The organism is Isoalcanivorax indicus, assembly GCF_003259185.1.
In the GTDB taxonomy this organism is placed as follows: domain Bacteria; phylum Pseudomonadota; class Gammaproteobacteria; order Pseudomonadales; family Alcanivoracaceae; genus Isoalcanivorax; species Isoalcanivorax indicus.
In genome coordinates this window covers 1,082,414-1,105,974 of the sequence record NZ_QGMP01000001.1, presented here as the reverse complement: position 1 = coordinate 1,105,974, position 23,561 = coordinate 1,082,414, and the positions used below count along the sequence as shown (strand labels likewise).

The window sequence follows — 23,561 nt, the reverse complement described above, 5'->3', positions numbered from 1 at the left end:
CCGCTTCGGCGTAGTGCATTGCCCTCCCCGAGTGGCTATCTTTTGAGCAGAGCGTCGCTTCAACCGGGAACCTGCAGCGCCATGACACCTTACAGCCCGCGCAGCCGCGGCGACACGACGGCGGCCGCAGACCAGCGCATTCTGATGGCCCGTCTGGTGCGTCACCTCACCGACCGCGCGACCGAACTCGGCATCGACACAGGCGCCGCCCTGAAGGCAGCAGGCCTGGGTACCGCGAACTGGGATGATCCACGTCATACCGTGGCCGTCCGGCAGCTGGAAGCGTTGCTGGACCATCTCCTTCATACCAGCGGTGAGCAGCAACTCGGCTTGCGCATCGCCGAAGCCGCCACGCCGGAGGCATTCGGTGTGGTCGGGTATATCCGCCAGGCCTGCGGCACCTTCGGTGAATTCATCGAGATGTGCATGCGCTACGAGCACCTGATCAGTTCGATCGGCAAAACCAGCCTGCTGCACCAGCCCGGCCGGGTCTTGCTGTGCTGGGAGGTTGTCACCGAGCACCCTGCGTTCCGTCGCCATGCTACCGAATACATGCTTGCGGCGCTGGCCTCCACCCGGCAGTTGCTGCCGCCCGAACAACGGCAATGTCTGCTTGCCGTGCACTTCCACCACGGGCCGCCCGCCACCGGTGCAGACCTGGACATGTACCGGCAGTTGTTCCAGTGCCCGATACGTTTTGATCAGCCGCAATCGGCACTGGTGTTGCCAAGAGAGGCGTTGCAGTACCGCTTTTCCAGCGCCGATGTGGCACTGCTGCAAGCGCTTGAGCGCCACGCCCTGCATCTGGCGGACAACGAGCCTACGAGCAATCTGGTGGAGCGTGCCCGCCTGTCGCTGCATACCCTGGTGCTGGAGGGGCGTGCCAGCCGTGAGGCCCTGGCTGACACGCTGGGCATCAGCATGCCGACATCTGCATCGGCACCTTGCAGCGCGGGGCGAGAATTACCGGACGTTGCTCAACCGCGTGCAACTGGAAGTGGCCATCGAACTGCTCATGGAACCGGGCCTGCGCGTTGAAGACGCAGGGCGCCGCCTGGGTTACAGCGAGAGCCAGTCATTCATTCGCTGGTTCCGACGGCAAACCGGCGACACCCCGAGCCGTTATCGAAGCCGGCACCGGCTGACCTGATCCGACACCGCACCAGACACCCACACCGCACCAGACAGGAGCACCGTAATGGAATGGCAGATGACCCATGCGCTGGTCACCGGAGGTGGCAGTGGTATTGGCCGCGCGATCGTAACCCGTCTGTACCAGCGCGGCGCACGCGTTGCGGTGGCCACGCTGCATCAGGAGGAACTGGATGCCCTGGCGGCGGAATTGCGCGACGGACCGGGCGAGTTGCTGCTGATACAGACAGACCTGACGGCGGATCAGGCTGTGCCACGGCTGATGGCTGAACTGGATCAGGCGGGCATCACCATTGATCTGCTGATCAATAACGCCGGTACCGGCTTGCTGGGTGACCATGTCGAGCTGGACCCGATAAAGGTGCAGCGCGCCCTGACATTGAATGTGCAGGTGCTGACCGAGCTTGCGGGTGCGGTGGCACAACGCATGATCGAATGGGGCCAGCCAGGTCAGATTCTCAATGTGGCCTCCATCGGCGCCTTTGTGCCGGTGCCCAGACTGGCCGCCTACAGTGCCAGCAAACACTATGTGCTGGCGTTTTCCCACGCGCTGGCGCAGGAACTGGCGCCGCATGACATCCATGTGGGCGTGCTCTGCCCCGGCATTACCCGCACCCGGATTTACGACGCCATGGGACTGGCCAGCGAGCAGCAGAGCGAGGGCTCCATCAGCCAGCTTATCGACCATTTTGCCATGTCGGCGGAGCAGGTCGCGGACAGCGCCCTGGCGGCGATTGAGAAAAAGCGCCGCGTCACCCTGCCCGGCTTCAACCGGGCCGTGCCCCTGGCCAGCCTGCTGCCGGACCGGCTGACGTCCTGGTTCATGCATCGCCTGGTGCAAGGCCGGGATCTTCGCTGAGCCGGGACCAGACGACGTCAGTCCTCATCAAATGAGGCATAGAACGCAACCAGATGATCGATAAAGGCACGCACCGAAGGCAGCAGGCCGCGTCGCGAGGGATAGACCGCATGGATGATATCGCGCTGCGGCACCCAGCCGGGCATGACCCGTACCAGACTGCCGCGCTGCAACGGCTCCTGCACCATCAGCGCGGGCAGGTGAATCAGGCCCAGCCCAGCCTCCGCAGCATGACGCAGGGCCATCATATCGGTGGTGACCAGGCGGGGCCGGTGCGGCACCTCGACCCGCTCGCCGTGCGGGCCCTCAAGCACCCAGACATGCTCCGGCTGCGGCGGCCCCCAGCCGAGGGTCGGCCAGTGCTCCAGATCCTGCGGCGAGGTCAGGGGGCCATGTTGCGACATCTGCTGCGACACCAGGGCCGGACTGGCCACCAGGCAACGCCCCCGGTCGGACAACACGCGGGTCACCAGCTCGCTGTCCTCGAGTTCAGGGCGCGCCCGCAGGGCCACGTCCACGCCTTCGGCCAGCACATCCACGCGCCGGTTGGTGGCGTCCAGATGCACGGTCACCTGCGGGTACTGGTGCATGAATTCCGCCAGCAGGGTGCTGACGTGCACATGCAACAGCGTGGTCGGACAGGTAACCCGGATGACGCCGCGCGGCTCGGCCCGCACCGCTTCGATGGACTCCTGGGCGGCCTCGGCCTCCACCAGCATCGCCCGGCAGTGGGCGTAGTAGGTTTGCCCAACATCGGTCATGGAAAAGTGCCGCGTGGAGCGTCTGATCAGGCGCACGCCAAGGCGCTCTTCCAGCGCAGCAATACGGCGGCTCAACTTCGACTTGGGCACGCAGATCGCCCTTGAGGCGGGCGCAAAGCCGCCGTGGTCCACCACCTGTACGTAGTAATAGAGGTCGTTAAGGTCCTGCATGGCCTTCCACCATTTCGCACTCACTGTTCTATGAATGAAACGCTGATACCCGAAATCGAATACTACACGGACTTTACCAACATCAATAGGATGACCATCAACACACCTGATCACCAGGAGGACGCCATGAAACGCGTGCAAGGTATCTACTCCGCTCCCGGCCGCCACTGGGTTGGCAACGGCTTCCCGGTGCGTTCGCTGTTTGATTATCAGGGGCGCGCCGAGAGCAGAAGCCCGTTCCTGCTGCTGGATTACGCGGGCCCGGCCCAGTTTCCGGCTGCCGAGCGCCCGCGCGGTGTCGGCCAGCACCCGCACCGGGGCTTTGAAACGGTGACGGTGGTCTATGCCGGCGAAGTGGCGCACCGCGACTCCACGGGCGAAGGCGGCCTTATCGGCCCGGGCGATGTGCAGTGGATGACGGCGGGCCACGGCATTATCCACGAGGAGTTTCACTCCCCGGCCTTCACCCGTTCGGGCGGTGATCTGGAAATGGTACAGCTGTGGGTCAACCTGCCCGCCAGAGACAAGCTGACGGCGCCCGGGTACCAGGGCCTGCTGGATGCCGATATCCCGCGTGTTTCGCTCGCCGAGGGTGCCGCCGAGCTGCGCATTATTGCCGGCGAATACGGCAACCAGCGCGGTCCGGCGCGCACCTTTACGCCGGTGAATCTGTGGGATCTGTCGCTGAAAGCCGGTACCGAGCTGAATCTGACAATGCCCGCCGGTCACACCAGCCTCATCGCCCTCTTGAAAGGCACCGTGCAGGTAAACGGCGACCTGGCACGCGAGGTGTCGCTGATCGAACTCAGCCGCGACGGCGATGCCGTGCAACTGCAAGCCAACAACGACGCGAAGCTGCTGGTGATGACCGGCGAACCGCTGGACGAGCCGGTGGTGGGCCACGGCCCCTTCGTCATGAACAGCGTTGAGGAAATCAACCAGGCCATCCGTGATTACCAGCAAGGCGCCTTCGGTCGTATCGACTGAAACACCCACCCTTTTTATCAACGACCAAGGAGAAGCATGATGTCTTTCAAATACAACCGCCTGAACAAGGACGATGTTGCCCTGCTGATGGTAGACCACCAGGCTGGCCTGCTGTCGCTGGTGCGTGACTTCAGCCCGGACGACTTCAAGAACAACGTGCTGGCCCTGGGTGACATCGCCAGCTTCTTTGACATCCCCACCATTCTCACCACCAGCTTTGAAGATGGCCCCAACGGCCCGATGGTGCCGGAACTGAAGGAAATGTTTCCGCAGGCGCCCTACTTCGCCCGCCCCGGCCAGATCAATGCCTGGGACAACGAAGATTTCGTCAAGGCCGTAAAAGCCACCGGCAAGAAGCAGCTGCTGGTCGCAGGTGTGGTCACCGAAGTGTGCGTGTCGTTCCCGGTGTTGTCGGCACTGGAAGAAGGCTTTGAGGTGTTTGTGGTCACCGACGCTTCCGGCACCTTCAACCCGACCACCCGTGAAGCCGCCTGGAGCCGCATGGAACAGGCCGGTGCCCAGCTGATGACCTGGTTTGCGGTGGGTTGCGAGTTGCACCGCGACTGGCGCAACGACATCGAGGGCTTCGGCGGCCTGCTGGCCGGTCACCTGCCCGCTTATGCCAACCTGATCCAGAGCTACACCGCCGCCAAAGGCTGATAAGCTTTAAGCACTTCACTGCACCGGCCGCGTATGCGGCCGGCTGCATTGGCTTGAGCCCAACCCCGGGAAGGATCGCTCTCATGAACAACGTCAAAGTCGCCGACTGGGCGCAACTGCAACCGGAAGTCCCGTTTCGTGCCCGTGTCGCCAATGTCGACCTGATCGTGATTCGCTGGCCGGACGCCGAAGAGGTCTCCGTGCTGTTTGGCCGCTGCCGCCATCGCGGCGCCCTGATGGCGGATGGCGCGGTGAGCGGCGACACCGTGCAATGCACCTTGCACGGCTCCACTTACCGCTATCGCAGCGGCCGCAATGTGCATTATCCAGGCGTTGATCTGCAACGCTTCCAGGCCTGGATCGAGGGCGGCGCGGTCTGGGTAGATGAAGAGGAAATTGCAGCCTGGGAGCAAAAGAACCCGCAAAAATATGATCGCAATGCCTACCTGGGCGACTACGCCGACTTCAAGGGCACCGAAGACGAACCCCACGTCAAGATGATTCAGAGCCTGGCCGAGCACGGCCTGGAAAAAGTGGGCCACCATGGCCCCATGGCGGCCATGGGCGTACCCGCCCACACCCTGCCCCGCTGGGACGACCTGCAACTGCTCACCGCCCAGTTGCAACGGCCTCCGTTGCTGGACGACGAACCGGTGGGCACCGACGTGGTGATCGGGCCGAACAGTCGCAAGCCCCTGCGCCTGGCGACACCGCTGATGGTGTCCGACATGAGCTTTGGTGCGCTGTCAGAGGAAGCCAAGCTGGCCCTGTCCATGGGCGCCGAGTTGGCCGGCACCGGCATCTGTTCCGGCGAAGGCGGCATGCTGGACGGCGAACAGGCCGCCAACAGCCGTTACTTTTATGAACTGGCCTCGGCCCGCTTCGGCTTCAGCATGGACAAGGTGCAGCGTTGCCAGGCGTTTCACTTCAAGGGCGGCCAGGCGGCCAAGACCGGCACCGGCGGGCACCTGCCCGGCAACAAGGTGGTGGATCGCATCGCTGAGGTGCGCGGCCTGCAACCCGGCGAAGCCGCCGTGTCACCGGCGCGTTTTCCGGACTGGACGACACCGGCGGATTACCGCGACTTCGCCGACCAGGTGCGCGAGGCCACCGGCGGCATTCCCATCGGCTTCAAGCTCTCGGCCCAGCATATCGAGCGCGATATCGACGCGGCCCTGGAGGCCACGGCCGACTACATTATTCTCGACGGCCGTGGCGGCGGCACCGGTGCGGCGCCGACACTGTTCCGCGACAATATTTCCGTGCCCACCATTCCTGCCCTGGCCCGTGCCCGGCGCCATCTGGATCGCTGCCAGCGCCCGGACGTCACACTGATTATCACCGGCGGCCTGCGCCTGCCCGCAGACTTCATCAAGGCGCTGGCACTGGGCGCTGATGTGGTGGCGCTGTCCAACTCGGCCCTGCAAGCCATCGGCTGCCTGGGCATGCGCGCCTGCAACAGCAACAACTGCCCGGTGGGCATCGCCACCCAGAAAACCGACCTGCGTCAGCGTCTGGAAGTGGAACGCTCCGCCCGTCGGCTGGCCAATTTCCTGCACGCCTCGACGGAGCTGATGCAGGTGATGGCCCGCGCCTGCGGTCATCGCCATGTGGCCGACTTCAATGCCGAGGACCTGACCACCTGGAAGCGGGACATGGCTGACCTCGCCGGGGTGGCCTTTGGTGGAGTGGGCGCCGCATGATCGTCACCAACCGTATCTCGCTGCGCAAGCTGGTCGGCTTTACTTGGCCGCAACTGCTGATCCTGCTGGTGTTTACCGTGCTGGCGTGCAGCGCTATCCGGCTGGTGCCGCAGGAGCTGCTCAAGGCACTGTCGTTTGCCACCGGCTTTCTGGGTACGGCGCTGGCGTTTCTGATCGGCTTTCGCAACAACACCGCCTATGGCCGCTGGTGGGAAGCGCACAAGGTATGGTCAGCATTGAAATATGAAACGCGCAACTTCGGTCTGTTGGTGCAGAGCCTGAGCCAGGCCGATGTGACCACCCAGCGGCAACTGCTGCACCGCCAGGCGGCCTTCGCCTGGCGCCTGAACCGCTTCCTGCGTCGGCTGCCCGCTGGCGCCGAGGAAGCGGGCCTGCTGGGTAAGGAGGAAGCGACACAGATCGAAACCCGGCAGAACCCGCCGCTGGCGATTCTCGACCTGCAAAACCAGACCCTGCGACAACTGGCCGCCGACGGCCAGCTGGACAGTTACCGGCTGGTGCAGTTGACCGAACGGCTGACCCGCTTCAATGAAGCGCTCGGCAGTTGCGAGCGACTGAAAAAAACACCTTTCCCGATGCAGTACACCTGGTTCATGCGCTACACGCTGGTGGTGTTCCTGTTCCTGCTGCCGATCAGTCTGGCGGGGCATCTGGGCTACTGGAGCCTGCCATTTTCGCTGATCATCGGCTGCGCCTACATCATGCTGGAATACGTGGGCCGCTATATCGAGACACCGTTTGAAAACCAGGTCAACGATGTGCCCATGGACTATCTCTCGCGCACGGTGGAAATCGACCTGCGTGAACTGCTCGGCGAAACCGAATTGCCGCCACCGGTCAAACCGCGCGGCCTGGGTTATCTCTACTGACGCCCCTTCATTTGATATGCGCAGGATGCTCCGGCGACGGCTGAATGATGGTCGCCTGCCGGTCGCCGAAGTATTCCTGCAACTGCTGCCGCTGCCGCAAGCGATCCCGCTGAGCCAACGCCTCGATGGCTTTGGCGCCGCGCACACGGCAGATCAGCACGCGCAGGAAACGCCACGGCGCCGTGATCGCCGGGAACCAGGGCAGTATCCACCAGGGCAGGCCCAGCAGGCGCCGCTCGCGCAGGCCCAGAATCAACGACGCATTGCTCAGATGCACCTGGTAGCGCCACCAGGCCAGCAAACGCGGCCAGCGGCTGGCGGGCGGTGGAAGGCGCTCTAACGGCTCATCCCGCAAGGCACTGCCGAGCAGATGAATCTTGTCATCGGGACACCGATGCGTCAGGAAGGTGTGGTACAGCTTGCGCAGGCCGTCGCGCTCGGTGACGGCAAGACGCGCTTCATCCACCCCCATGAGCCAGCCAATATAGCGCCACAGGTGCATGGACGCGGCCGACGCCTGGCGGCTGGGCAACACCCCGAACAGGCGACCGCCGCTGAGCGCGACAGGCCCGAACGCCAGATAAGTCGATTGCATGTCCACCTGATTGATCGGCACGCCCCAGCGCTGCTGATCCCAGTCATCGCGGGCGCTGAGATGGCGACGTATCAGCGCGTGTACCAGACGTACACGCAGGGTGGTGATAAAGCCCTGGCCGAAGCGCGACATCCCGTCCGGTTCGGTGACATCATAAAGCCAGGTTCCGGTTTCCCCCAGGCGACGGGAGGTATGCCGACTGAGCTCCCCCGCGGGCGCCAGCACCTGATTCATGCTGTTGAAGTAGACATAGCCACCCATCAGCGCCATGTCTCGCAACACGTAAAAACCCACCTGTCCACCTATATGCGCCGCCTGGGCGCCCTGCGCCAGCAGGGCTCGATCCAGCCAGGCAGGCGGCTGCTCCACGCAAGCAAAAAAATCCCGCAACACCACAGGCGGGTCGGTCAGTGTCTCGATACCCTGTGTGAGGGCCTGCTCGAACTGGCGTCGTTTCTCTGCCGTGGCGCCGCGGCACAACCACTCGACCACGGCATCCATGGCGGGATCGCCGCGTTGCAGCGCAGCCAGCACGGCTTGCCACTCGTCCGGGGACGGAGTCAGGGCGCGGCCCATCAATAACCTGCCCGCCAGCGTCAACAGACGCGGTCGCTGCACGGCCTTCCAGGGCATGGCTCGGGTGGGTGGTGCTTGCATGATTCCTCCCTGATCTGACAGAAAGGCCTGACAGGAAAGGCCTGACAGGAACAGTGTCGCCGACCGGATCTTGAGATTATGCGGCAAACCTAGCACTTTCGTTCTGGCCACGCCCACACCCGATCGGGAAAATCCACAACTATCCGATCCCCGTTTACTCTTCACCCCGATCAACCGTCACCGAGTGAACAACAGTCCACTGGCCCGCCGGTCATCCGATAGCGCTTTATCTGGCACGGTCGTTCATGTAAACAAACGGCAGCTTAAAAAAACAACATTCAGGGGGACTCTCTATTATGCGCAACCTACGCATTCTGCTGGCGCTGTGCCTGGCGCTGCTTGGCAGCCAGGCGGTGGCAGACACTTATATCTTTGTCACCAACAGCACGCCGGACACCGTCACGGTCTCCGTCAACCACCACGGCACTGCCACGCTGACGCAAGGCAGCCAGTGGGAGCAGGAAGCGACCAGCATCGGTCCCTACGAAACCAAGCGCGTGCTGCGCTACAACCGCTTCTGGGGTGTGACGCGTAACCGCACCTTCAATTTCGACACCACCATCAGTTCCGGCACCTCTTCGGTGGTGCTGCGCCAGACCATGGTGGGCACCTGGACCGGCAGCAATATCCAGCATGGTGCCAGCGGGCCGGGTTTTGCCTCGCCGTGGTTCAGCGATCGCAATGTGCATACCTATCAGCACGATTACGCCACGCGGCCGTCGAGCACGGCCTTCAAGGCCGAGTTCACCGGCGGCTATGACGATTTCTACTACATCATCACCAACGACACGCCAGTGGAACCATTGTCCGGCGCTGACGCATTGAAAGTGCTCAGCTACAACATCTACGCTCTGCCCCTGGTGGCCAGCAAGATCAGCGAGCGTCTGGCCGAACTGCCGAATCACCTGAGCGGCTATGACGTCATCCTGTTCCAGGAGGCCTTCTCGTCCACCCGCGACAGCATGCTGCTGGCGCTGGCGTCGGAATACCCGTACCAGACGCATGTGCCGAAAATTCCTTACAGTGGCATCAACGTGTTCGACAGCGGCGTGCTGATCATCAGCCGTTACCCCATCGTCAGTACGGCTGATTTTATTTTCCCCGACTGCACCGGCACCGACTGCTTCGCCGATAAAGGCGTGATCTATGCCGAGGTGATCAAGGACGGCAAGGCGTACCACCTGACCTCCACGCACACGGCATCGTTTGATACCGCAGCGGCACGCGCCCTGCGTCAGGTGCAGTTCCAGCAGATTCGCGCGCTGGTGGACAGCCAGAATATTCCGGCGTTCGACGCGGTGCTGATGGGCGGTGACTTCAACGTCAACAAGCTGATCTGGCCGCAGGATTACGCCGACATGCTGACCAACCTGGACGCCACCGATCCGGTGAGCACCGGCTATACCGCATCCACCTTCGACCCGCGCATCAACGTGCTGGCAGGGGCGGCCGGGTCCGGCGGCGACACGGTGGAATATCTGGATTACGTGGTCTATGCCAACGACCACCGCCAGCCAGTGCAATCGCGCAACGATGTGCGCATCAAGCGCGCCGCCACCGCGCCGTTGTTCCACACCCGGGATCTGTCGGATCACTTCCCGGTCATGGGTGAGTTCGAGTTCGCGCCCTGAGGGGCACTGCCGACGCACACTCGACCACGGCTGCCTGCGTGGCAGCCGTGGTCATCCGGCACTCTTTTCTATCAAGGCATTGTCCAGATCGTCGGCCCGTCGGGCCGCCTCTCTGTTGTGGCAGCGCTCGACATACTCCGCGAATAGCGGATCGGGCTGCAGCAATCCCGTCATGGTCTCCCAACCGATATAGCTCGCCATCAACAGGTCCGCAGTGGTGAACTGGTCCCCGCACAGATATGGCTGTTTGGCCAACGTCTGCCTGACGGTATTCAACGGATCTTCAACATGCCCGCACCCGGCTGAGACCGCGCCGTCGTCGGTGATTTCCCAGCCAAAAGCCCTGGCAGTGTTGGCCATCTCGAAAGGCCCCGCCACAAAGAACAACCAGCGGTAGTAACCGCCGCGCGCCGGGCTATCCATCGCCGGCGCCAGGCCTGCTTGCGGGAATTGCTCAGCCAGATACGTGCAAATGGCTGCCACCTCGGTAATCACCGTGCCGTTGTGGACCAGCGCCGGCACTTTGCCCATGGGGTTGAGGGCCAGATATTCCGGCGATTTGATATCGCCACCGAACGTCATGACGTGCACGTCATAAGGCTGGCCCACCTCTTCCAGCATCCAGCGCACGATCCGGCCTCGGGACTGCGGGTTGGTGTAAAAGGTCATCGTTGTCATGAGGTGCTCCTTGAGTTGGGTTCAGTTGCTCTGTTCCGGGCTACGGACAGATGCTATTACCCTAATAGGCTATAATCCGCCCTATTAATGAACGATGATTGGATTTTTATTGCACAGGAAGCCCGCCCATGTCCGGACCGACCACCCGCGTGCTGGCACTGCTGGAGTTGCTGCAGGCCCGCGGCCAGTTGTCCGGTGCACAGATCGCTGAGCACCTGGGGGTCGACCGGCGTACCGTCAGGCGCTACATCTCCGTACTGGAAGAACTGGGCATCCCCGTCACCACCGAGCAAGGGCGCTATGGCGGCTATAAACTGGTGCCTGGTTTCAAACTGCCGCCCTTGATGTTTTCCGAACCGGAGGTCCGCGTGATCACGCTGGCACTGCTGGCGGTGCGCGAACACAACCTTCTCGAGGACGAGGTCGCGCTGGCCAGTGTGCAGGCAAAGCTGGAGCGCGTGATGCCGACCCACCTCAAGGCTCAGGCACAAGCGATGGGTAACACTATCCAGCTGATTCGCTCACACAGCCCAGTCGGCCACGAACAGATGCTGGCAGTGAGCCAGGCCATTCAGGCGTGCCGAGGGGTCAGCATGATGTACCACTCGCCCCAGGGTGAAACCATGCCGCGCCGCTTCGACCCCTACGGCCTGGTCTTCCGGACAGGCTACTGGTACGCAGGCGGGTTCTGCCATCTGCGCCAGAGCCTGCGTTCTTTCCGGCTCGACCGGTTATCAGGGATCGTCTTGACCGATGAAACGTTTGTGCGCCCGGCAGATTTCGATGCGGCCCGCCACTTGCAAGAGAGCATGCAGAACTCGGAACGCTGCTACCGTGTCAGCGCCTTGCTGCATACCGATATGGATACCGTGACGGCCTGTCTGAGCAGCATGACGCACAGCACCATCGACAACGAGGGTCTGTTCCAGCAGCGGGACAACGGTGTACTGCTGAGCACCAGCACAGACAGCTACTACTGGTTTGCCTGGTGGCTGGCGCAGTTGCCGTTTGGTTTCACCATTGAATCACCCGACGAACTGAAGGCGGCACTGAAAGAGCACATCCAGCGGTTGGCGTCGGCAATATAGCCACTGAGACAGTCTCTTCCAAAGCCATGGCCGCACACCCATAATCGGGTTAACCCGCTGTGGCGGGGCAAGAATAAAATCAGGGGAGCCACATCATGTACCGCCCGGGTATTCGCACTGCATTACTGCTCACGGTTGCCGTGGCAGCGCTGATTTTCATGGCTTCCCCTGTCGGCAATGTCAATCCGAAAACGCTCTCGTCCAGTACCTTGACCAGCGATACCGCGAGAGCCAACTCGCCCCTCGAGCTGGCCGACGAGGCCCTGCCCGATGAAGCGGCCATGGGTATTCTGGCGCGCCGCACAGCCCGTGTTGAAGCGATGCAGTACCTGCTGGCGGCAGCGCAAGCCCAGCCGGGCAATCTCGCCATGACCTTGCAGCAGCTGCGCCAGCATTGTCTGCCGGATGAAGATTGCGATGCGCTGATCCGCCTGGCCCTGGCCGGCTATCCGGACGCCGAATTCGCCGCGCTGGCCGAGCAGGCGCTGACACGCCTGCCGTTGTATGAGCTCGCCATGCAAGACGTGGTGATGTCGATGAGCACGCCGCCGCGCGAGCGCTACGATGCGATTCATGCCCTGCGCGAACAGACACTTGGCCGGGATGTCACGGAAGCCCTGTTCGGCCAGGAAGCCGCTTGGGCGGAGTACCAGTTTCGCTATGGCGATCTGATGGAGGCCGCCGACGCGTTATCGGCGGCCGATCGCATTGCTGCGCTGAACGCGTTGCGTGACAGCAGCTTCGGTGACTACGCCGACGCGCTGCAGCAGGTGGAAGGGATTGATGGCCGCTACCAGCGCGAACTGGCCTTGCTGTTGGCGGGCATCGACGATGCATCGACGCGCGCGCAGATCACCCGCGATCTGCGGCAACACTATTATCCCGCGGATGTGGTGGCACAACTGGAACAGCGCGACCGCCAGCAGCAACTGAACGACCAGCGTGTGCTGGACTATCAGCAGGCCGTGGCGGCCTTGCAGCAGGATATGGCTGCCGTGCGGGAGACGTTGTCGGATCAGGCATGGCAGCAGCAGTACGAGCAGGCATTGAGCCAACTGCGGGTGCAGTACTTCCCGTAAACTTTTTTATCCTGAACCTGCCCCGCACGCCTCGCAGCCTCAGAGCGCGAGGCTTTTCAGAAACGCCAACTGCTTGCTGATGACACGGCTGAACACCGGTTCGAAGTAGGGCTCGAAATGATTGGCGTCCACGGTATCCAGCGTCAGATGCGGATTGTCCACACGGCGGATTTTATCCGCGACAAAGGGCGCCACGGTATCGCCGGTGGCCCCCAGCAGCAGCGTGGGAATGCGGATATCCTTGAGGCGCTTGAAGGGACGATACGGCCCCATTGTCATCAAGGAGCGGGCGGCCACACGGTTGTCGTAGACGCGCCCGGCGCTCTGCTCACCCAGGGCCAGCGCCTTGCCGGCATCATCGCGATCCATACTGGAAAAAGCGCCCGGCGCGCTAACCACCGGAATATAAACAGGCTGGCCCGGCTTGATCAGATCGACCAGACAGTAGAGGCCGAAGCGCAGCAGCCGTGCCAGCGGCACCGCCCGCACCGCTGCCAGCCCGTCCAGCATCGGCACCTGGGCAATGGCACCGAGCAGCTCCGGGTGCTCGGCCGCCAGCTCCACTGCGTGGCCGCCACCGAATGAGGAGCCCCACACCACGATCTGGTTCTTGTTGACGCCCGGCCGGGATTTCAGAAACGCCAGCGCGGCATCAGCCTCCCTGACGCGTCCACGGGCCGAGATGGTATGCCGAGGCAGCCCGGCGCTGTCGCCCCAACCGATATAGTCGAAGGTCATCACCGCAAACCCTGCCCGGGTAAATTCCTCATAGAACGGCAGCGTCAGCGTATCCTGGGTGCCGCCCCAGCCATGCACCATGAGGATCGCAGGCAACACGGCGTCGCCTGCATCGGCGGGCCGGTACAGCGTTACGGCGCACCAGGTCCCCTGATAATAAAAGCCAGTGCGTTCGCTGTGGCAGGTCATATCCGCAGGGCTGTATCGCAATGATTCCATGGATCATTTCTCCAGACGGGGTTGTCTTGCATGAGTTGTCTTGTATGCTATTCAAGGCGCGAGATTAGCATTCTTGAATGCCATACAAGATGACCCGAATTACTCCTGGAGCTGGCGCTATGGCCAAGAACAAGCGGGATGTGGAGGCAAAGGTAAAGAAAGCTGCGCTGGAAGAGACCGCGGCGCGCCTGTTCATGGAACAGGGTTTCGACGCCACCTCCATGCAGCAAATCGCCCGCGCACTGGATGTCGCCCCCAATACGCTCTACTGGTACTACGCCAGCAAGGATGAGCTGCTGGTCGGGGTGCTCAACCGTTTGCTGTCGCAGACCCTGCAACGCCTGCCTGCGATGGGCGGCTTGCCGTTGACAGCGCAGATGGCCTGGATACTGGACGAACTCGAACAGAGCCGCGAGATGGTGGCCACGGTCCATGGCCGCCTGGATCAGTCACCGGTCATTCGCGCCTGGCATGACCAGTTCCATCAATTCGTTGAAAGCACCGTCATCTGGACGCTGAAAACAGCAGGCGTCGAGGCATCACGCTGCGCGACCCTGGCGACGGTGGCCACCTTTCTGGTGGAGGGGCTGCTGGCGCACCCGCACAGCGCGGATCAGCGTAACGATATTCTGGAATGGTTTGCGGCCAGTACCGGCTCTGCAAACCGGCCTGTCTGAATCCGCGTGGCTGACCGGCGCTTCCACTGCTATCGACCATGTGCTAACGTTTGTACTGACATCCTGGGAGATAAACATGGATACCAGAATCCAGTTTCGTATTGACGAGGAAACCAAGCGTCTCGCCCAGCTTATGGCCGAGAGCCAGGGTCGCACCCTGAGCGACGCCTGCAGGGAGCTGGCCGAGCAACTCGCGGCACAGCAACGCCAGGCGACCTCCCATAACGCCTGGCTTACCGAGCAGGTCAATCAGGCTTTTGAGAAGCTCGACAGGGGCAAGGCGGTCTTCGTTACGCATGATGAAGCCAGCAAGCGCATGGACGAGCGCAAAGCCAGAATACGTAACGGCGGGTAATGCATGATCTACTGGGAAGAGGAAGCCCTGAACGACCGCGAAAGGATCTTTGCGTTTCTCTACCAACACAATCCGTTGGCCGCTGATCAAACCGACAGGATTATCGTGGAAAAGGTGGAGAACTTGCTCGACCAGCCACTGATCGGCGTGCAACGCGCTGGCATTCCGGGCCGGTTACTGATCATCCCGGACGTTTCTATGATCGTCTCCTACTATATCGAGGATGGGGGGATCCGGGTGATGCGGGTACTTCATCAGAAACAGACTTTTCCTGACTGAGGCTGTGGCATCCCGCGCCGCTAGTCCGCCGCTCTGGGCAGCGGCAGGCTTGCAATCTTCCTGGCCTTGCTGGCACTCACCCCCAGCGACTGCAGGATCATTTCAGCGGCGATGCGATCCGGGTGCTCGACGTCAAAGCCTTCCACGACAAGGTTCATGGCGCCCATGGTGGCGGACACCACCATGGCCATGGCCATTTCTTCGTTGGCATAGACGAAATCGCCCTGCTCGCGCCCGGCCTGCAGATCGGCGCGCAAGTAGGCGGCCAGGGCAGACCGCATACCCTCGGCGTAACGCACCACGGTGATGAGGGCGCGGGTCCATTCGGGGTCATCCAGCGCCTTGCCCATGAAGGTGCGCACGCCGATGCACAGGCGCTCGGCGCCGTTGCTGACGCCCTCGCTGAAGACCAGCACCTGTTGCGAAAGCTGAACCGCCAGTTCCAGGCCCACCGCTTCCAGCACTTCCTCCCGCGTGCGGAAGTAGTTGTAGACGGTGCCATTGGACACCCCCGCCTCTTCCGCCAGCGTGTTAAGCGCCAGGCCCGCCACGCCGGTGCGGGCATAGATGCGCAGGGCAGCGTCCAGAAGTTGCTGCCGGGTGCGCGCCTTCTTCTTGTAACCCCGCGTCTGTGTGTTTGCCGCTGCTTTCTTTGCCATGAACTGCCCTGTCAAACGGATTGTGGATCTCCTCGCACCGGCCTCATCATACTGGGGAAATATCAATATTGAGAGCGCTTCATTAAAGCGCTCTCAGGCATTCATCCACAACACGCTGCGCCGCCTGCGCCGGGCCATCGTGCATGATGACGCGATCGGGGCGGCTGACCATCACGGTGCCGCGGGACCGGTTATTCGCCAGCACGTCCGACAGGTCCTCGGCAAAGGCAGTGCCGGCACCAGGGCGTTGCCCGTGCAAGCCGACCTGCAGGAAAGCACCGCCACGGGCTTCCCAGCGGGCCCGGGTGGCCTCGTCCAGGCACTGGCGCGGATCAACACCGAAGCCGGTCAACGTCAGATGATCGCCGAACACATCGTCGCTGGGGCGGATCTGGCCCTGATGCCGCACAAGCCCCTGGGGCAGCAGCCCGCCACGGTTGACACCCTTGCGTGCCCGACCCTTGATCAGGCAGCCCTCGCGGAAACGATTGGGGGGTTTGATTTCCAGTTCCTCAAGCTGCCGGCGCAACAGCGGTATGAACCGGCACAGGCGCATGGCACCGTGTACCGTCAGGGCCTTGAAGGTATTGCGGGGCATCACCAGATGCCCCATGAGCTTGGCCAGGCCGATCATCTTCCTGGCATGCGGGCGGCGCTCGGCGTCATAGCTGTCCAGCAGCGCGGGCGATGCCTGCCCCCGGGTCACCCAGGCCAGCTTCCAGCCCAGGTTGGCCACGTCCCGCAGCCCGGCCACCAGCCCCTGGCCGACGAAGGGCGGTGTGATATGGGCCGCGTCGCCCACCAGGAACACCCGCCCCTGCTGGAACGATTCGCAGCAGCGGGCATGGAAGCGATACACCGCCTTGCGCTCGATCACGAGGTCTTCCGGTGCAATCCAGGGGGCGAGCAGTTCGGCGACTTTTTCCGGCCGCTCCATCTCTTCCTTTGTCTCGCCGGGCTTGAGCATGAACTCCCAACGCTCGCGGCCGCCCGGTGCGGGCATGTGCGGTATCGGCCGATCGGGGTGGCAGATAAACTCCACATGGTCGATCGCCTTCTCCTCCCGGCGTATCGCATCCACGATCAGCCAGTCTTCCGGGTAGGTCTGCCCCTCAAAGCCCTGGCCGATCAAACCGCGCACGGTTGAGCTGGCGCCGTCGGCCCCCACCAGATAGCGCGCCACCACCTCGTGCGTCTCGCCAGCGCCGTCCTTCAACTGCGCCGTCACCCCCGCCTCCGACTGGGTAAAACTCACCAGCTCATAGCCGCTGTGAAAGGCCACGCAGGGGTAGGCTGCCACCTGTCGCCGCAGGGCATGTTCCAGATCCGGCTGATAAAAGGTTACCAGCTTGGGGTGCCCGTCTATCGTGCCGCTGGTATTGGCCTGGCCGAATTGACCGAGATAGGGGCAGTGCATCCGCACCTCGGGAATAGCGAGTCGCTCGAACGCCCCCTCCCCGAGCCCGGCCATCTGCAGGATACGCAGTGCTTCGTTGTCCAGGGCGATGGCGCGTGGCGCCAGCATCACCTCCGCCACCTTGTCCACGGCCAGGGCGGACACGCCGTAGCGCCCCAGCAAAGCACAGAGCGCCGCGCCCACGGGCCCAAAGCCAATCACCAGTACATCCGTCGCCCGGGGCAGCACATCAGATTCATTCGTCATCACAGTCTCGCCAGCAGTTCTCGTGAGAGGGGGAAGCGATGACCTTTTTACTCTTTATTGACATTTGTTTCAATATTGAATTAAATCTCAGTATGCAGTTAACCCAGCCGCTGAGTCACCAGGAAGGCGTCATGCAGGAAAGCGTCATGCAAGAAAGCACCATGGACGATATCCGCCCTTTCAGCCCTGCCACGGCCAGAAGGATCATGACGCTTGGCCGTCTTTACTTCCGGCCGACGTTTGTGGGCCTTGAGCAGCTTGACCTGGGCAAACCGGCGCTTTTCGTGGGCAACCACACGCTGTACGGCATGCTGGATCTCCCACTGATGGTCCAGCACCTGTACACCCGGCACGGGCTGCTGCCGCGCGCCTTGGGTGATCGCAGTCACTTCATGCTGCCGCTGTGGCGGGATCTGCTGCGCAGAAACGGCATGGTCCTGGGTACGCCGGCAAACTGTGATGCGTTGATGGATGCGGGCGAATCCATACTGGTGTTCCCCGGCGGCGCCCGCGAGGTGTGGCGGCGCAAGGGTGAGCAATACCAACTGATCTGGAAAAAGCGTCTGGGCTTCGTGCGGCAGGCCATCAAGCATGGCTATGACATCATCCCGTTCGGCTCGCTGGGCCCCGATGAGTGCTACACCATCCTTGCGGATGCCAATGACGTGACCGACAACCCGACACTCCGCTGGCTGCTCGAGCAGACCGGATTACTTGGAAGCCTGCGCGGCGGCGACATGATCCCGCCCTTGAGTCGCGGCATGGGCCCGACACTGCTACCCCGCCCCCAGCGCTTCTACTTCGGCTTTGGCGAACGCATTCCCACCCGCCACCTCGCCGGGCTGCAAGGGGATGAACAGACACTGTGGGACATACGCCATCAGGTTGCTGCAGCGGTCGAACAGCAGATCGTCGACCTCAAGGCCTTTCGGCAGGGTGATCGCCGCAGAAACTGGAGCTGGCTTCGTCGCCACCTCGCGCCCGTCACGGAGCAGCCATGACGACCCGACTCAACAGGAGAACCCACCCATGACGTTCGTAGCCCCGCCACGCCGTGCACTCACGGCAGAAGAGATCAGGACGTATCAGGAAGACGGCGTCATCATGCTGAAGCAGGCTCTGGACCCCAACTGGATGGCCATGGTCGAAGCCGGTATTGAGGAAGCCCGGCGCAAGAGCTCCCTGCTCGGCAGGTTTATGTCGCGCAAGGTCGACGGCTACCAGATGGATATCTTTCTCTGGAAACGCATCGACATCCTGCGCGACCTGATTTACTACAGCCCCTGTGCAGAATTGGCCCGGCAACTGATGGAGTCGGAAGAAGTGCGCTTCTTTTACGATCAGATGTTCGTCAAGGAACCCGGCACCGATGCGCCGACCCCCTGGCATCAGGATTTGAGCTTCTGGCCGATTCGCGGTGAGCAGATCTGCTCCTTCTGGATCCCCTGCGACCCGGTGAACCGGGAGAACAGCGGGCTGCTTTACGTCAAGGGCTCGCACCGGTGGCCGCAGCGCTTCAAGGCCATCTCGCCGGATTATGTGGCCAGCATCATTGACGATGACATGGAAGACATTCCCGATATCAATGCCAACCCGGATCAGTATGATCTGATCGACTGGGACATGGAGCCGGGTGACATTCTGGCCTTCCATCCCCTGACCCTGCATGGTTCCTATGGCAACGCCTCGCGCGAACGGCGCCGGCGTGCGCTGGCGCTGCGCTGGACCGGCGATGATGTGGTCTATACGCCCTCCAGCAAACGCATGCCGATCCACTACACGCATGCCTCAGTCCCCGGTGGGCCGCTGCGCGGCGCCGCGTTCCCGCGCATTCTGCCCACCCCCGACCCGGCGGAGCGCGCCGCGCGGTTGCAACCGGAACGCGTCCGGCCCGCGAAGCTGGCGGCCTCCGCCATAGGTAACGCCAGGGCCGCCGCGCGCCAGATCCTCAAGCGCCAACGCACCGGACAGCCAAAACAAACCTGGACGACACGAGGCGAAAAATAATGACCAAGCTCACAACACCCCAACCCGCGCGGCATCCTGACCCGACCGTCAGGGCACAATCGCTGGCGTATCTGTTGTTCGAACGCCCGGATCTGGACAAAGCCGAGCAGTTTCTCAACGACTTTGGTTTGCAGACCTCTTCGTCTTCACCGCAAGCCCTTTATTTGCGCGGCACCGGCCCGGAGCCGTTCTGCTATCGCGTGCGGCGTGCAGAAAAACCGCGCTTTATCGGCTTCGGGTTCACGGTATTCTCGCGCGAAGATCTGATCCGGCTGAGCCAGCTTCCCGGCGCCTCGACGATACAGCCTGCGGCGTATCCCGGCGGCGGCGAGCTGGTGCGCCTGACCGACCCGTCCGGGTTCACCGTTGAAGCGATTTGCGGGCAGACCCCGGCTGAGGCGCTGCCACATCGCGACGCGCTGCCGTTTAACGCCGCGGCGCAACAGCCCCGCATCAATGACACCCAGCGCCCGCCGGTGAGCCCGCCGGAAGTGCTGCGGCTCGGCCATCTGGTGCTTGAGGTCGCGGATTTCCAGGCGACCTGCGGCTGGTATACCCGGCACTTCGGTTTGATCCCCAGCGATGTGCAAGTCCTGCCAGACGGTTCACCGGCCGTGGTGTTTTTGCGCCTGGATCTCGGTGACACCCCGGCGGATCACCACACCCTCGCCATGGCCCAGGGCTTCATGCCGCTGTACAGCCACAGCGCCTATGAGGTGATCGACGCTGATGCGGTGGGCATGGGGCAGCGCATATTGAAGGAGCGCGGCTGGAAGCATGCGTGGGGCATCGGGCGCCACGTCCTCGGCAGCCAGATCTTTGATTACTGGCAAGACCCCTGGGAGGCCAAGCACGAACACTATTGTGATGGCGACGTGTTTACTGCCGATCTCCCCATGGGCGTACATCCGGTAAGCCGGGAGGCCATGGCCCAGTGGGGCCAGGACATGCCGGCCAGTTTCACCAAACCCAAACTCACGCCTGCGGCCCTCAAGGGCATGGCGCACAACCTGCGCCACAGCCCCGACCTGTCGCTGAAAAAACTGATCACACTCGCCAAACTGTTTGGCTGACTGGAGAGAATTATCATGGCACTTCATATCGTCCGTTTCCGCCATCAGGACCAGACCCGCTGGGGCTTGTTCGATGGTATGCAGATTCAACCCATCGATGCCCCCTGCACCACCACGTCCGCATTGATCGAGCTGGGCTATGCCGGGATACAAAGCCGTCTTGCCAGCGATCAGCCCGCGGTGGACCTTGGCAGCGTCGTGCTGCTGTCCCCCATCACCACCGACGCCAAGGTGCTGTGCCAGGGCGCCAACTATCGCCAGCACATGATCGATTCCGGCATGAACCCGGATGACAAAAGCTTCAACATGTTCTTTACCAAATCATCGGCGTCCATCACGGGGCCCACCGGCCGCATCGTCAAGCCGCGCCATGTTGAACTGCTGGACTACGAAATCGAAATGACGCTGGTGCTGGGCAAACGCACCCAGGCGCCCGTGCAGGTCACCGACGACAACCTGCATGAATATGTGGCCGGTATCTGTATCGGCAATGATCTGTCGGCACGGGATGTGCAGATTCCGCAAATGCAGTTTCACAAGGGCAAGAGCTATCGCACCTTCTGCCCACTGGGCCCGGTGCTGTGTCTGCTTGATAAAAGCGAGATGCATTACCTGCGTGAGATGCAGTTGCGCCTCACCGTCAACGGTGACACGCGACAACAGGACAGCACCGACAATCTGGTCTTCAAGCCCGCAGAAACCCTGACGGAATACTCCCAGGTCCAGGATTTTGCACCGGGGGATGTGCTGATGACGGGCACGCCGTCAGGCTGCGCCCTGGGGTTGCCCAAGCCCGCGCTAGTGAAGATGGTCGGCTTGCTGCCAGAGGCAAAAAAATGGCAGCTGTTCGTCAAGTCGCAGAAACGCCGCGAGCACTATCTTCAGGCCGGGGATGTAGTGGAATCCACGATCACCAGCCGCGATGGCTACCTCAATCTGGGCACGCAACGGCATACCGTTGAGGATGAGGCATGAGCGCTGTGTCCGGGATCAGCACACTGGCCGATGTGGCCGCCAGCGAACAGGCCGGGGACCCGTCAGCGTTACCGGACAGCACTTATGCGATGATCCGGCAGGGGCATGATCTGGCCCCGGATGCACCAGCGCTGTCTTTTTTCCTGCAGACCGCGACGCACCGTCGTCCGCAAACCTGGACCTATCGGGAGCTACTGCATCGGATCAATCAGACCGCCAACTTCTTCCACTCGCTGGGCGCAGATAAAAACACCGTCATTGCCTATGTGCTGCCCAACCTGCCCGAGACCCATCTCACCATCTGGGGGGGCGAAGCCACAGGCATTGTCTGTGCCATCAATCCGCTGCTCGAAGCCCCGGCCATTGCCGAACTGCTGAACGCGGCCGGTGCCACCATCCTGGTGACGCTGGCGCCCTTCCCCGGCACCGATCTCTGGCCCAAGGTGCAGCGTGCCATTCAGGATGTGCCCAGCCTGCGGCACCTGGCACTGGTCAACATCGCGGATCATGTGCAGGGATTGAAAGGCAAGGTGGCAAGACTGCTGCAAAAGCGCGAAGCCATCGGTCTGCATGGTCTCGGTGGCGTGCGGCGGGCCCTACCGCGCCGCGTCACACTGCATGACTTCAATCGTGGCCGCCGCCGCCAAACCGGCCGCCGTCTGCGCAGCCGCCGCAGCATTCAGCCCGACGACATCGCCTCTTATTTCTGCACGGGTGGCACCACAGGCACCCCCAAACTGGCCATGCGCCGACACCGCAACGAAGTCGCCAACGTCTGGAGCGCGGCACAATTCCTCGGTGACGGCGTCGGCACGGGCAAGAACCTGTTTTGCGGGCTGCCGCTGTTCCATGTGAACGCGGTACTGGTGACCGGCCTGCTGCCCTTTTCATTGGGAGCCCACGTGGTGCTTGGCACGCCACAGGGATATCGCGGTGATGGCGTGGTTAAACACTTCTGGGAGATCGTTGAACACCACCAGATTCATTTCTTCAGTGGTGTGCCCACGCTCTACTCGGCATTGTTGCAGGTACCCATCGGCACACACCGGATTGATTCACTGGAGTATGGCCTGTGCGGCGCAGCGCCCATGCCGGTGGAAGTATTCAAGTCCTTTCAGGAGCGCACGGGGCTGAAAATCCTGGAAGGTTACGGTCTCACGGAAGGCACCTGCGTCAGCAGCGTTAACCCGCCACTGGGGGAGCAACGTCTGGGCTCCATCGGACTACGCATTCCAGGGCAAAAAATGAAAGCCGTTGTTCTGGATGATGACGGCCGGTATCAGCGCGACTGCCAGGTGAACGAGGTCGGCATCATTGCTGTCAGCGGCCCCAACGTCTTTGCCGGCTACAAGGTAGCGGAGCACAACAAGGGGCTATGGATCGACTGTGGTGATGGCGAACGCTGGCTGAATACCGGCGACCTGGGGCGCGAGGATGCCGAAGGTTATTTCTGGCTGACGGGTCGCAAGAAAGAACTGATCATTCGCGGCGGTCACAATATTGATCCGGCCAGCATCGAAGAGCCGCTGCATCGCCACCCGGCGGTGGAAGTGGCCGCAGCGGTGGGGCGCCCTGACCTGCACGCGGGCGAGGTGCCGGTGGCCTATGTGCAACTGCGTGCCGGGGCCACCGCCACCGCCGAAGCACTGATGACGTTCGCCCGCAAGGAGATCAACGAACGTGCCGCACAGCCCAAAGAGATTCGCATTATCGATGAAATGCCGCTCACCGGCGTCGGCAAGATCTTCAAACCTGAACTCAAGCACCGCGAGATTGCGGAAACCCTGCAGGCAGCCCTGGAGGATGCAGGCATCACCGTGAATGCGCTCACCGTGGAAAACCACAAGGTGCATGGCACAGCGATCCACATTACCCTGCCCCTGCGCACCGCGACCGAACAGGCAGAGCAGATACTTGGACAGTTTCCGTTCTTCTGTACTTTTGCCACTGCGGCAACGGGTACCACTACGACAACGGGTACCACTGCGGCAACGGGCACCTGATG

General features: G+C 62.4%; 24 protein-coding genes. 18 read left to right on the top strand and 6 right to left on the bottom strand.

The window, feature by feature from the left end:
• Window positions 1–81: 81 nt before the first annotated feature.
• From DKW65_RS05145 to DKW65_RS05135, 3 genes are read left to right on the top strand one after another with little or no spacing between them, the layout of a single operon-like run.
• Window positions 82–1,038: an AraC family transcriptional regulator gene (locus DKW65_RS05145; protein WP_162925714.1), complete on the top strand. Its 957-nt coding sequence runs from the start codon at window positions 82–84 to the stop codon at window positions 1,036–1,038.
• Complete coding sequence (locus DKW65_RS16135; RefSeq protein WP_425451915.1) at window positions 986–1,150, top strand: helix-turn-helix domain-containing protein; 165 nt, start codon at window positions 986–988, stop codon at window positions 1,148–1,150. The genes DKW65_RS05145 and DKW65_RS16135 overlap by 53 nt, the downstream gene beginning before the upstream one ends.
• 48 nt (window positions 1,151–1,198) lie before the next feature.
• On the top strand, window positions 1,199–2,011 hold the full coding sequence (locus tag DKW65_RS05135; RefSeq protein WP_111656249.1) for an SDR family NAD(P)-dependent oxidoreductase: 813 nt from the start codon (window positions 1,199–1,201) through the stop codon (window positions 2,009–2,011).
• Window positions 2,012–2,028: 17 nt separating this feature from the next.
• Here DKW65_RS05135 and DKW65_RS05130 read toward each other — a convergent pair whose 3' ends face one another.
• Window positions 2,029–2,943, bottom strand: a complete 915-nt coding sequence (locus DKW65_RS05130) for a LysR family transcriptional regulator (RefSeq protein ID WP_111656248.1) — start codon at window positions 2,941–2,943, stop codon at window positions 2,029–2,031.
• Between the two features lie 126 nt (window positions 2,944–3,069).
• Between DKW65_RS05130 and DKW65_RS05125 the strand changes: the two genes are divergently transcribed.
• From DKW65_RS05125 to DKW65_RS05110, 4 genes are all read left to right on the top strand, one after another.
• Entirely contained in the window at window positions 3,070–3,930 is an 861-nt protein-coding gene (locus DKW65_RS05125; RefSeq protein ID WP_111657527.1) for a pirin family protein, read from the top strand.
• Between the two features lie 39 nt (window positions 3,931–3,969).
• Window positions 3,970–4,590: an isochorismate family cysteine hydrolase YcaC gene (gene ycaC / locus DKW65_RS05120; protein ID WP_111656247.1), complete on the top strand. Its 621-nt coding sequence runs from the start codon at window positions 3,970–3,972 to the stop codon at window positions 4,588–4,590.
• Between the two features lie 83 nt (window positions 4,591–4,673).
• Entirely contained in the window at window positions 4,674–6,293 is a 1,620-nt protein-coding gene (locus DKW65_RS05115; RefSeq protein WP_111656246.1) for a glutamate synthase-related protein, read from the top strand.
• Window positions 6,290–7,183, top strand: coding sequence for a bestrophin family protein (locus DKW65_RS05110; protein ID WP_111656245.1), 894 nt, complete (start codon window positions 6,290–6,292; stop codon window positions 7,181–7,183). Before DKW65_RS05115 ends, DKW65_RS05110 begins: the two co-directional genes overlap by 4 nt.
• A 7-nt stretch (window positions 7,184–7,190) precedes the next feature.
• Here DKW65_RS05110 and DKW65_RS05105 read toward each other — a convergent pair whose 3' ends face one another.
• Window positions 7,191–8,435: an oxygenase MpaB family protein gene (locus DKW65_RS05105; RefSeq protein WP_111656244.1), complete on the bottom strand. Its 1,245-nt coding sequence runs from the start codon at window positions 8,433–8,435 to the stop codon at window positions 7,191–7,193.
• A gap of 296 nt (window positions 8,436–8,731) precedes the next feature.
• Here DKW65_RS05105 and DKW65_RS05100 point away from each other — a divergent pair, with 296 nt between their 5' ends.
• On the top strand, window positions 8,732–10,066 hold the full coding sequence (locus DKW65_RS05100; RefSeq protein WP_111656243.1) for a sphingomyelin phosphodiesterase: 1,335 nt from the start codon (window positions 8,732–8,734) through the stop codon (window positions 10,064–10,066).
• Between the two features lie 51 nt (window positions 10,067–10,117).
• Here the strand turns inward: DKW65_RS05100 and DKW65_RS05095 are convergent, their stop codons facing one another.
• Window positions 10,118–10,744 (bottom strand): glutathione S-transferase family protein, encoded by a 627-nt coding sequence (locus DKW65_RS05095; protein ID WP_111656242.1) that lies wholly within the window; start codon window positions 10,742–10,744, stop codon window positions 10,118–10,120.
• A 128-nt stretch (window positions 10,745–10,872) separates the two neighbouring features.
• Here DKW65_RS05095 and DKW65_RS05090 point away from each other — a divergent pair, with 128 nt between their 5' ends.
• Together DKW65_RS05090 and DKW65_RS05085 are read left to right on the top strand one after the other, a co-directional pair.
• The gene (locus DKW65_RS05090) at window positions 10,873–11,832 is read left to right on the top strand and encodes a helix-turn-helix transcriptional regulator (RefSeq protein WP_111656241.1); all 960 of its coding nucleotides are present in this window, start codon (window positions 10,873–10,875) and stop codon (window positions 11,830–11,832) included.
• A gap of 95 nt (window positions 11,833–11,927) precedes the next feature.
• Window positions 11,928–12,911, top strand: a complete 984-nt coding sequence (locus DKW65_RS05085; RefSeq protein WP_111656240.1) for a lipase secretion chaperone — start codon at window positions 11,928–11,930, stop codon at window positions 12,909–12,911.
• A gap of 39 nt (window positions 12,912–12,950) precedes the next feature.
• Here the strand turns inward: DKW65_RS05085 and DKW65_RS05080 are convergent, their stop codons facing one another.
• Complete coding sequence (locus tag DKW65_RS05080; RefSeq protein WP_111656239.1) at window positions 12,951–13,868, bottom strand: alpha/beta hydrolase; 918 nt, start codon at window positions 13,866–13,868, stop codon at window positions 12,951–12,953.
• A 119-nt stretch (window positions 13,869–13,987) separates the two neighbouring features.
• Between DKW65_RS05080 and DKW65_RS05075 the strand changes: the two genes are divergently transcribed.
• From DKW65_RS05075 to DKW65_RS05065, 3 genes are all read left to right on the top strand, one after another.
• Window positions 13,988–14,545 carry a TetR/AcrR family transcriptional regulator gene (locus tag DKW65_RS05075; protein WP_111656238.1) on the top strand — a complete coding sequence of 186 codons (558 nt, stop codon included), beginning with the start codon at window positions 13,988–13,990 and terminating at the stop codon, window positions 14,543–14,545.
• Window positions 14,546–14,621: 76 nt separating this feature from the next.
• Window positions 14,622–14,900, top strand: a complete 279-nt coding sequence (locus tag DKW65_RS05070; protein ID WP_111656237.1) for a type II toxin-antitoxin system RelB/DinJ family antitoxin — start codon at window positions 14,622–14,624, stop codon at window positions 14,898–14,900.
• Window positions 14,901–14,903: 3 nt separating this feature from the next.
• Complete coding sequence (locus DKW65_RS05065; protein WP_111656236.1) at window positions 14,904–15,179, top strand: type II toxin-antitoxin system RelE/ParE family toxin; 276 nt, start codon at window positions 14,904–14,906, stop codon at window positions 15,177–15,179.
• 20 nt (window positions 15,180–15,199) lie between these two features.
• Here the strand turns inward: DKW65_RS05065 and DKW65_RS05060 are convergent, their stop codons facing one another.
• Window positions 15,200–15,838, bottom strand: a complete 639-nt coding sequence (locus DKW65_RS05060; RefSeq protein WP_111656235.1) for a TetR/AcrR family transcriptional regulator — start codon at window positions 15,836–15,838, stop codon at window positions 15,200–15,202.
• Window positions 15,839–15,920: 82 nt separating this feature from the next.
• A complete protein-coding gene (locus tag DKW65_RS05055) occupies window positions 15,921–17,501 on the bottom strand; it encodes a bifunctional 3-(3-hydroxy-phenyl)propionate/3-hydroxycinnamic acid hydroxylase (protein WP_162925712.1) in 1,581 nt (526 codons plus the stop codon).
• Between the two features lie 146 nt (window positions 17,502–17,647).
• Between DKW65_RS05055 and DKW65_RS05050 the strand changes: the two genes are divergently transcribed.
• From DKW65_RS05050 to DKW65_RS05030, 5 genes are read left to right on the top strand one after another with little or no spacing between them, the layout of a single operon-like run.
• Window positions 17,648–18,502 carry a lysophospholipid acyltransferase family protein gene (locus tag DKW65_RS05050; protein WP_245932396.1) on the top strand — a complete coding sequence of 285 codons (855 nt, stop codon included), beginning with the start codon at window positions 17,648–17,650 and terminating at the stop codon, window positions 18,500–18,502.
• 28 nt (window positions 18,503–18,530) lie between these two features.
• Window positions 18,531–19,508 carry a phytanoyl-CoA dioxygenase family protein gene (locus DKW65_RS05045; RefSeq protein ID WP_111656234.1) on the top strand — a complete coding sequence of 326 codons (978 nt, stop codon included), beginning with the start codon at window positions 18,531–18,533 and terminating at the stop codon, window positions 19,506–19,508.
• Complete coding sequence (locus DKW65_RS05040) at window positions 19,508–20,581, top strand: VOC family protein (RefSeq protein WP_111656233.1); 1,074 nt, start codon at window positions 19,508–19,510, stop codon at window positions 20,579–20,581. Before DKW65_RS05045 ends, DKW65_RS05040 begins: the two co-directional genes overlap by 1 nt.
• Window positions 20,582–20,596: 15 nt before the next feature.
• Entirely contained in the window at window positions 20,597–21,556 is a 960-nt protein-coding gene (locus DKW65_RS05035) for a fumarylacetoacetate hydrolase family protein (protein ID WP_111656232.1), read from the top strand.
• Entirely contained in the window at window positions 21,553–23,559 is a 2,007-nt protein-coding gene (locus tag DKW65_RS05030; RefSeq protein ID WP_211315748.1) for an acyl-CoA synthetase, read from the top strand. The genes DKW65_RS05035 and DKW65_RS05030 overlap by 4 nt, the downstream gene beginning before the upstream one ends.
• Window positions 23,560–23,561 lie beyond the last annotated feature (2 nt).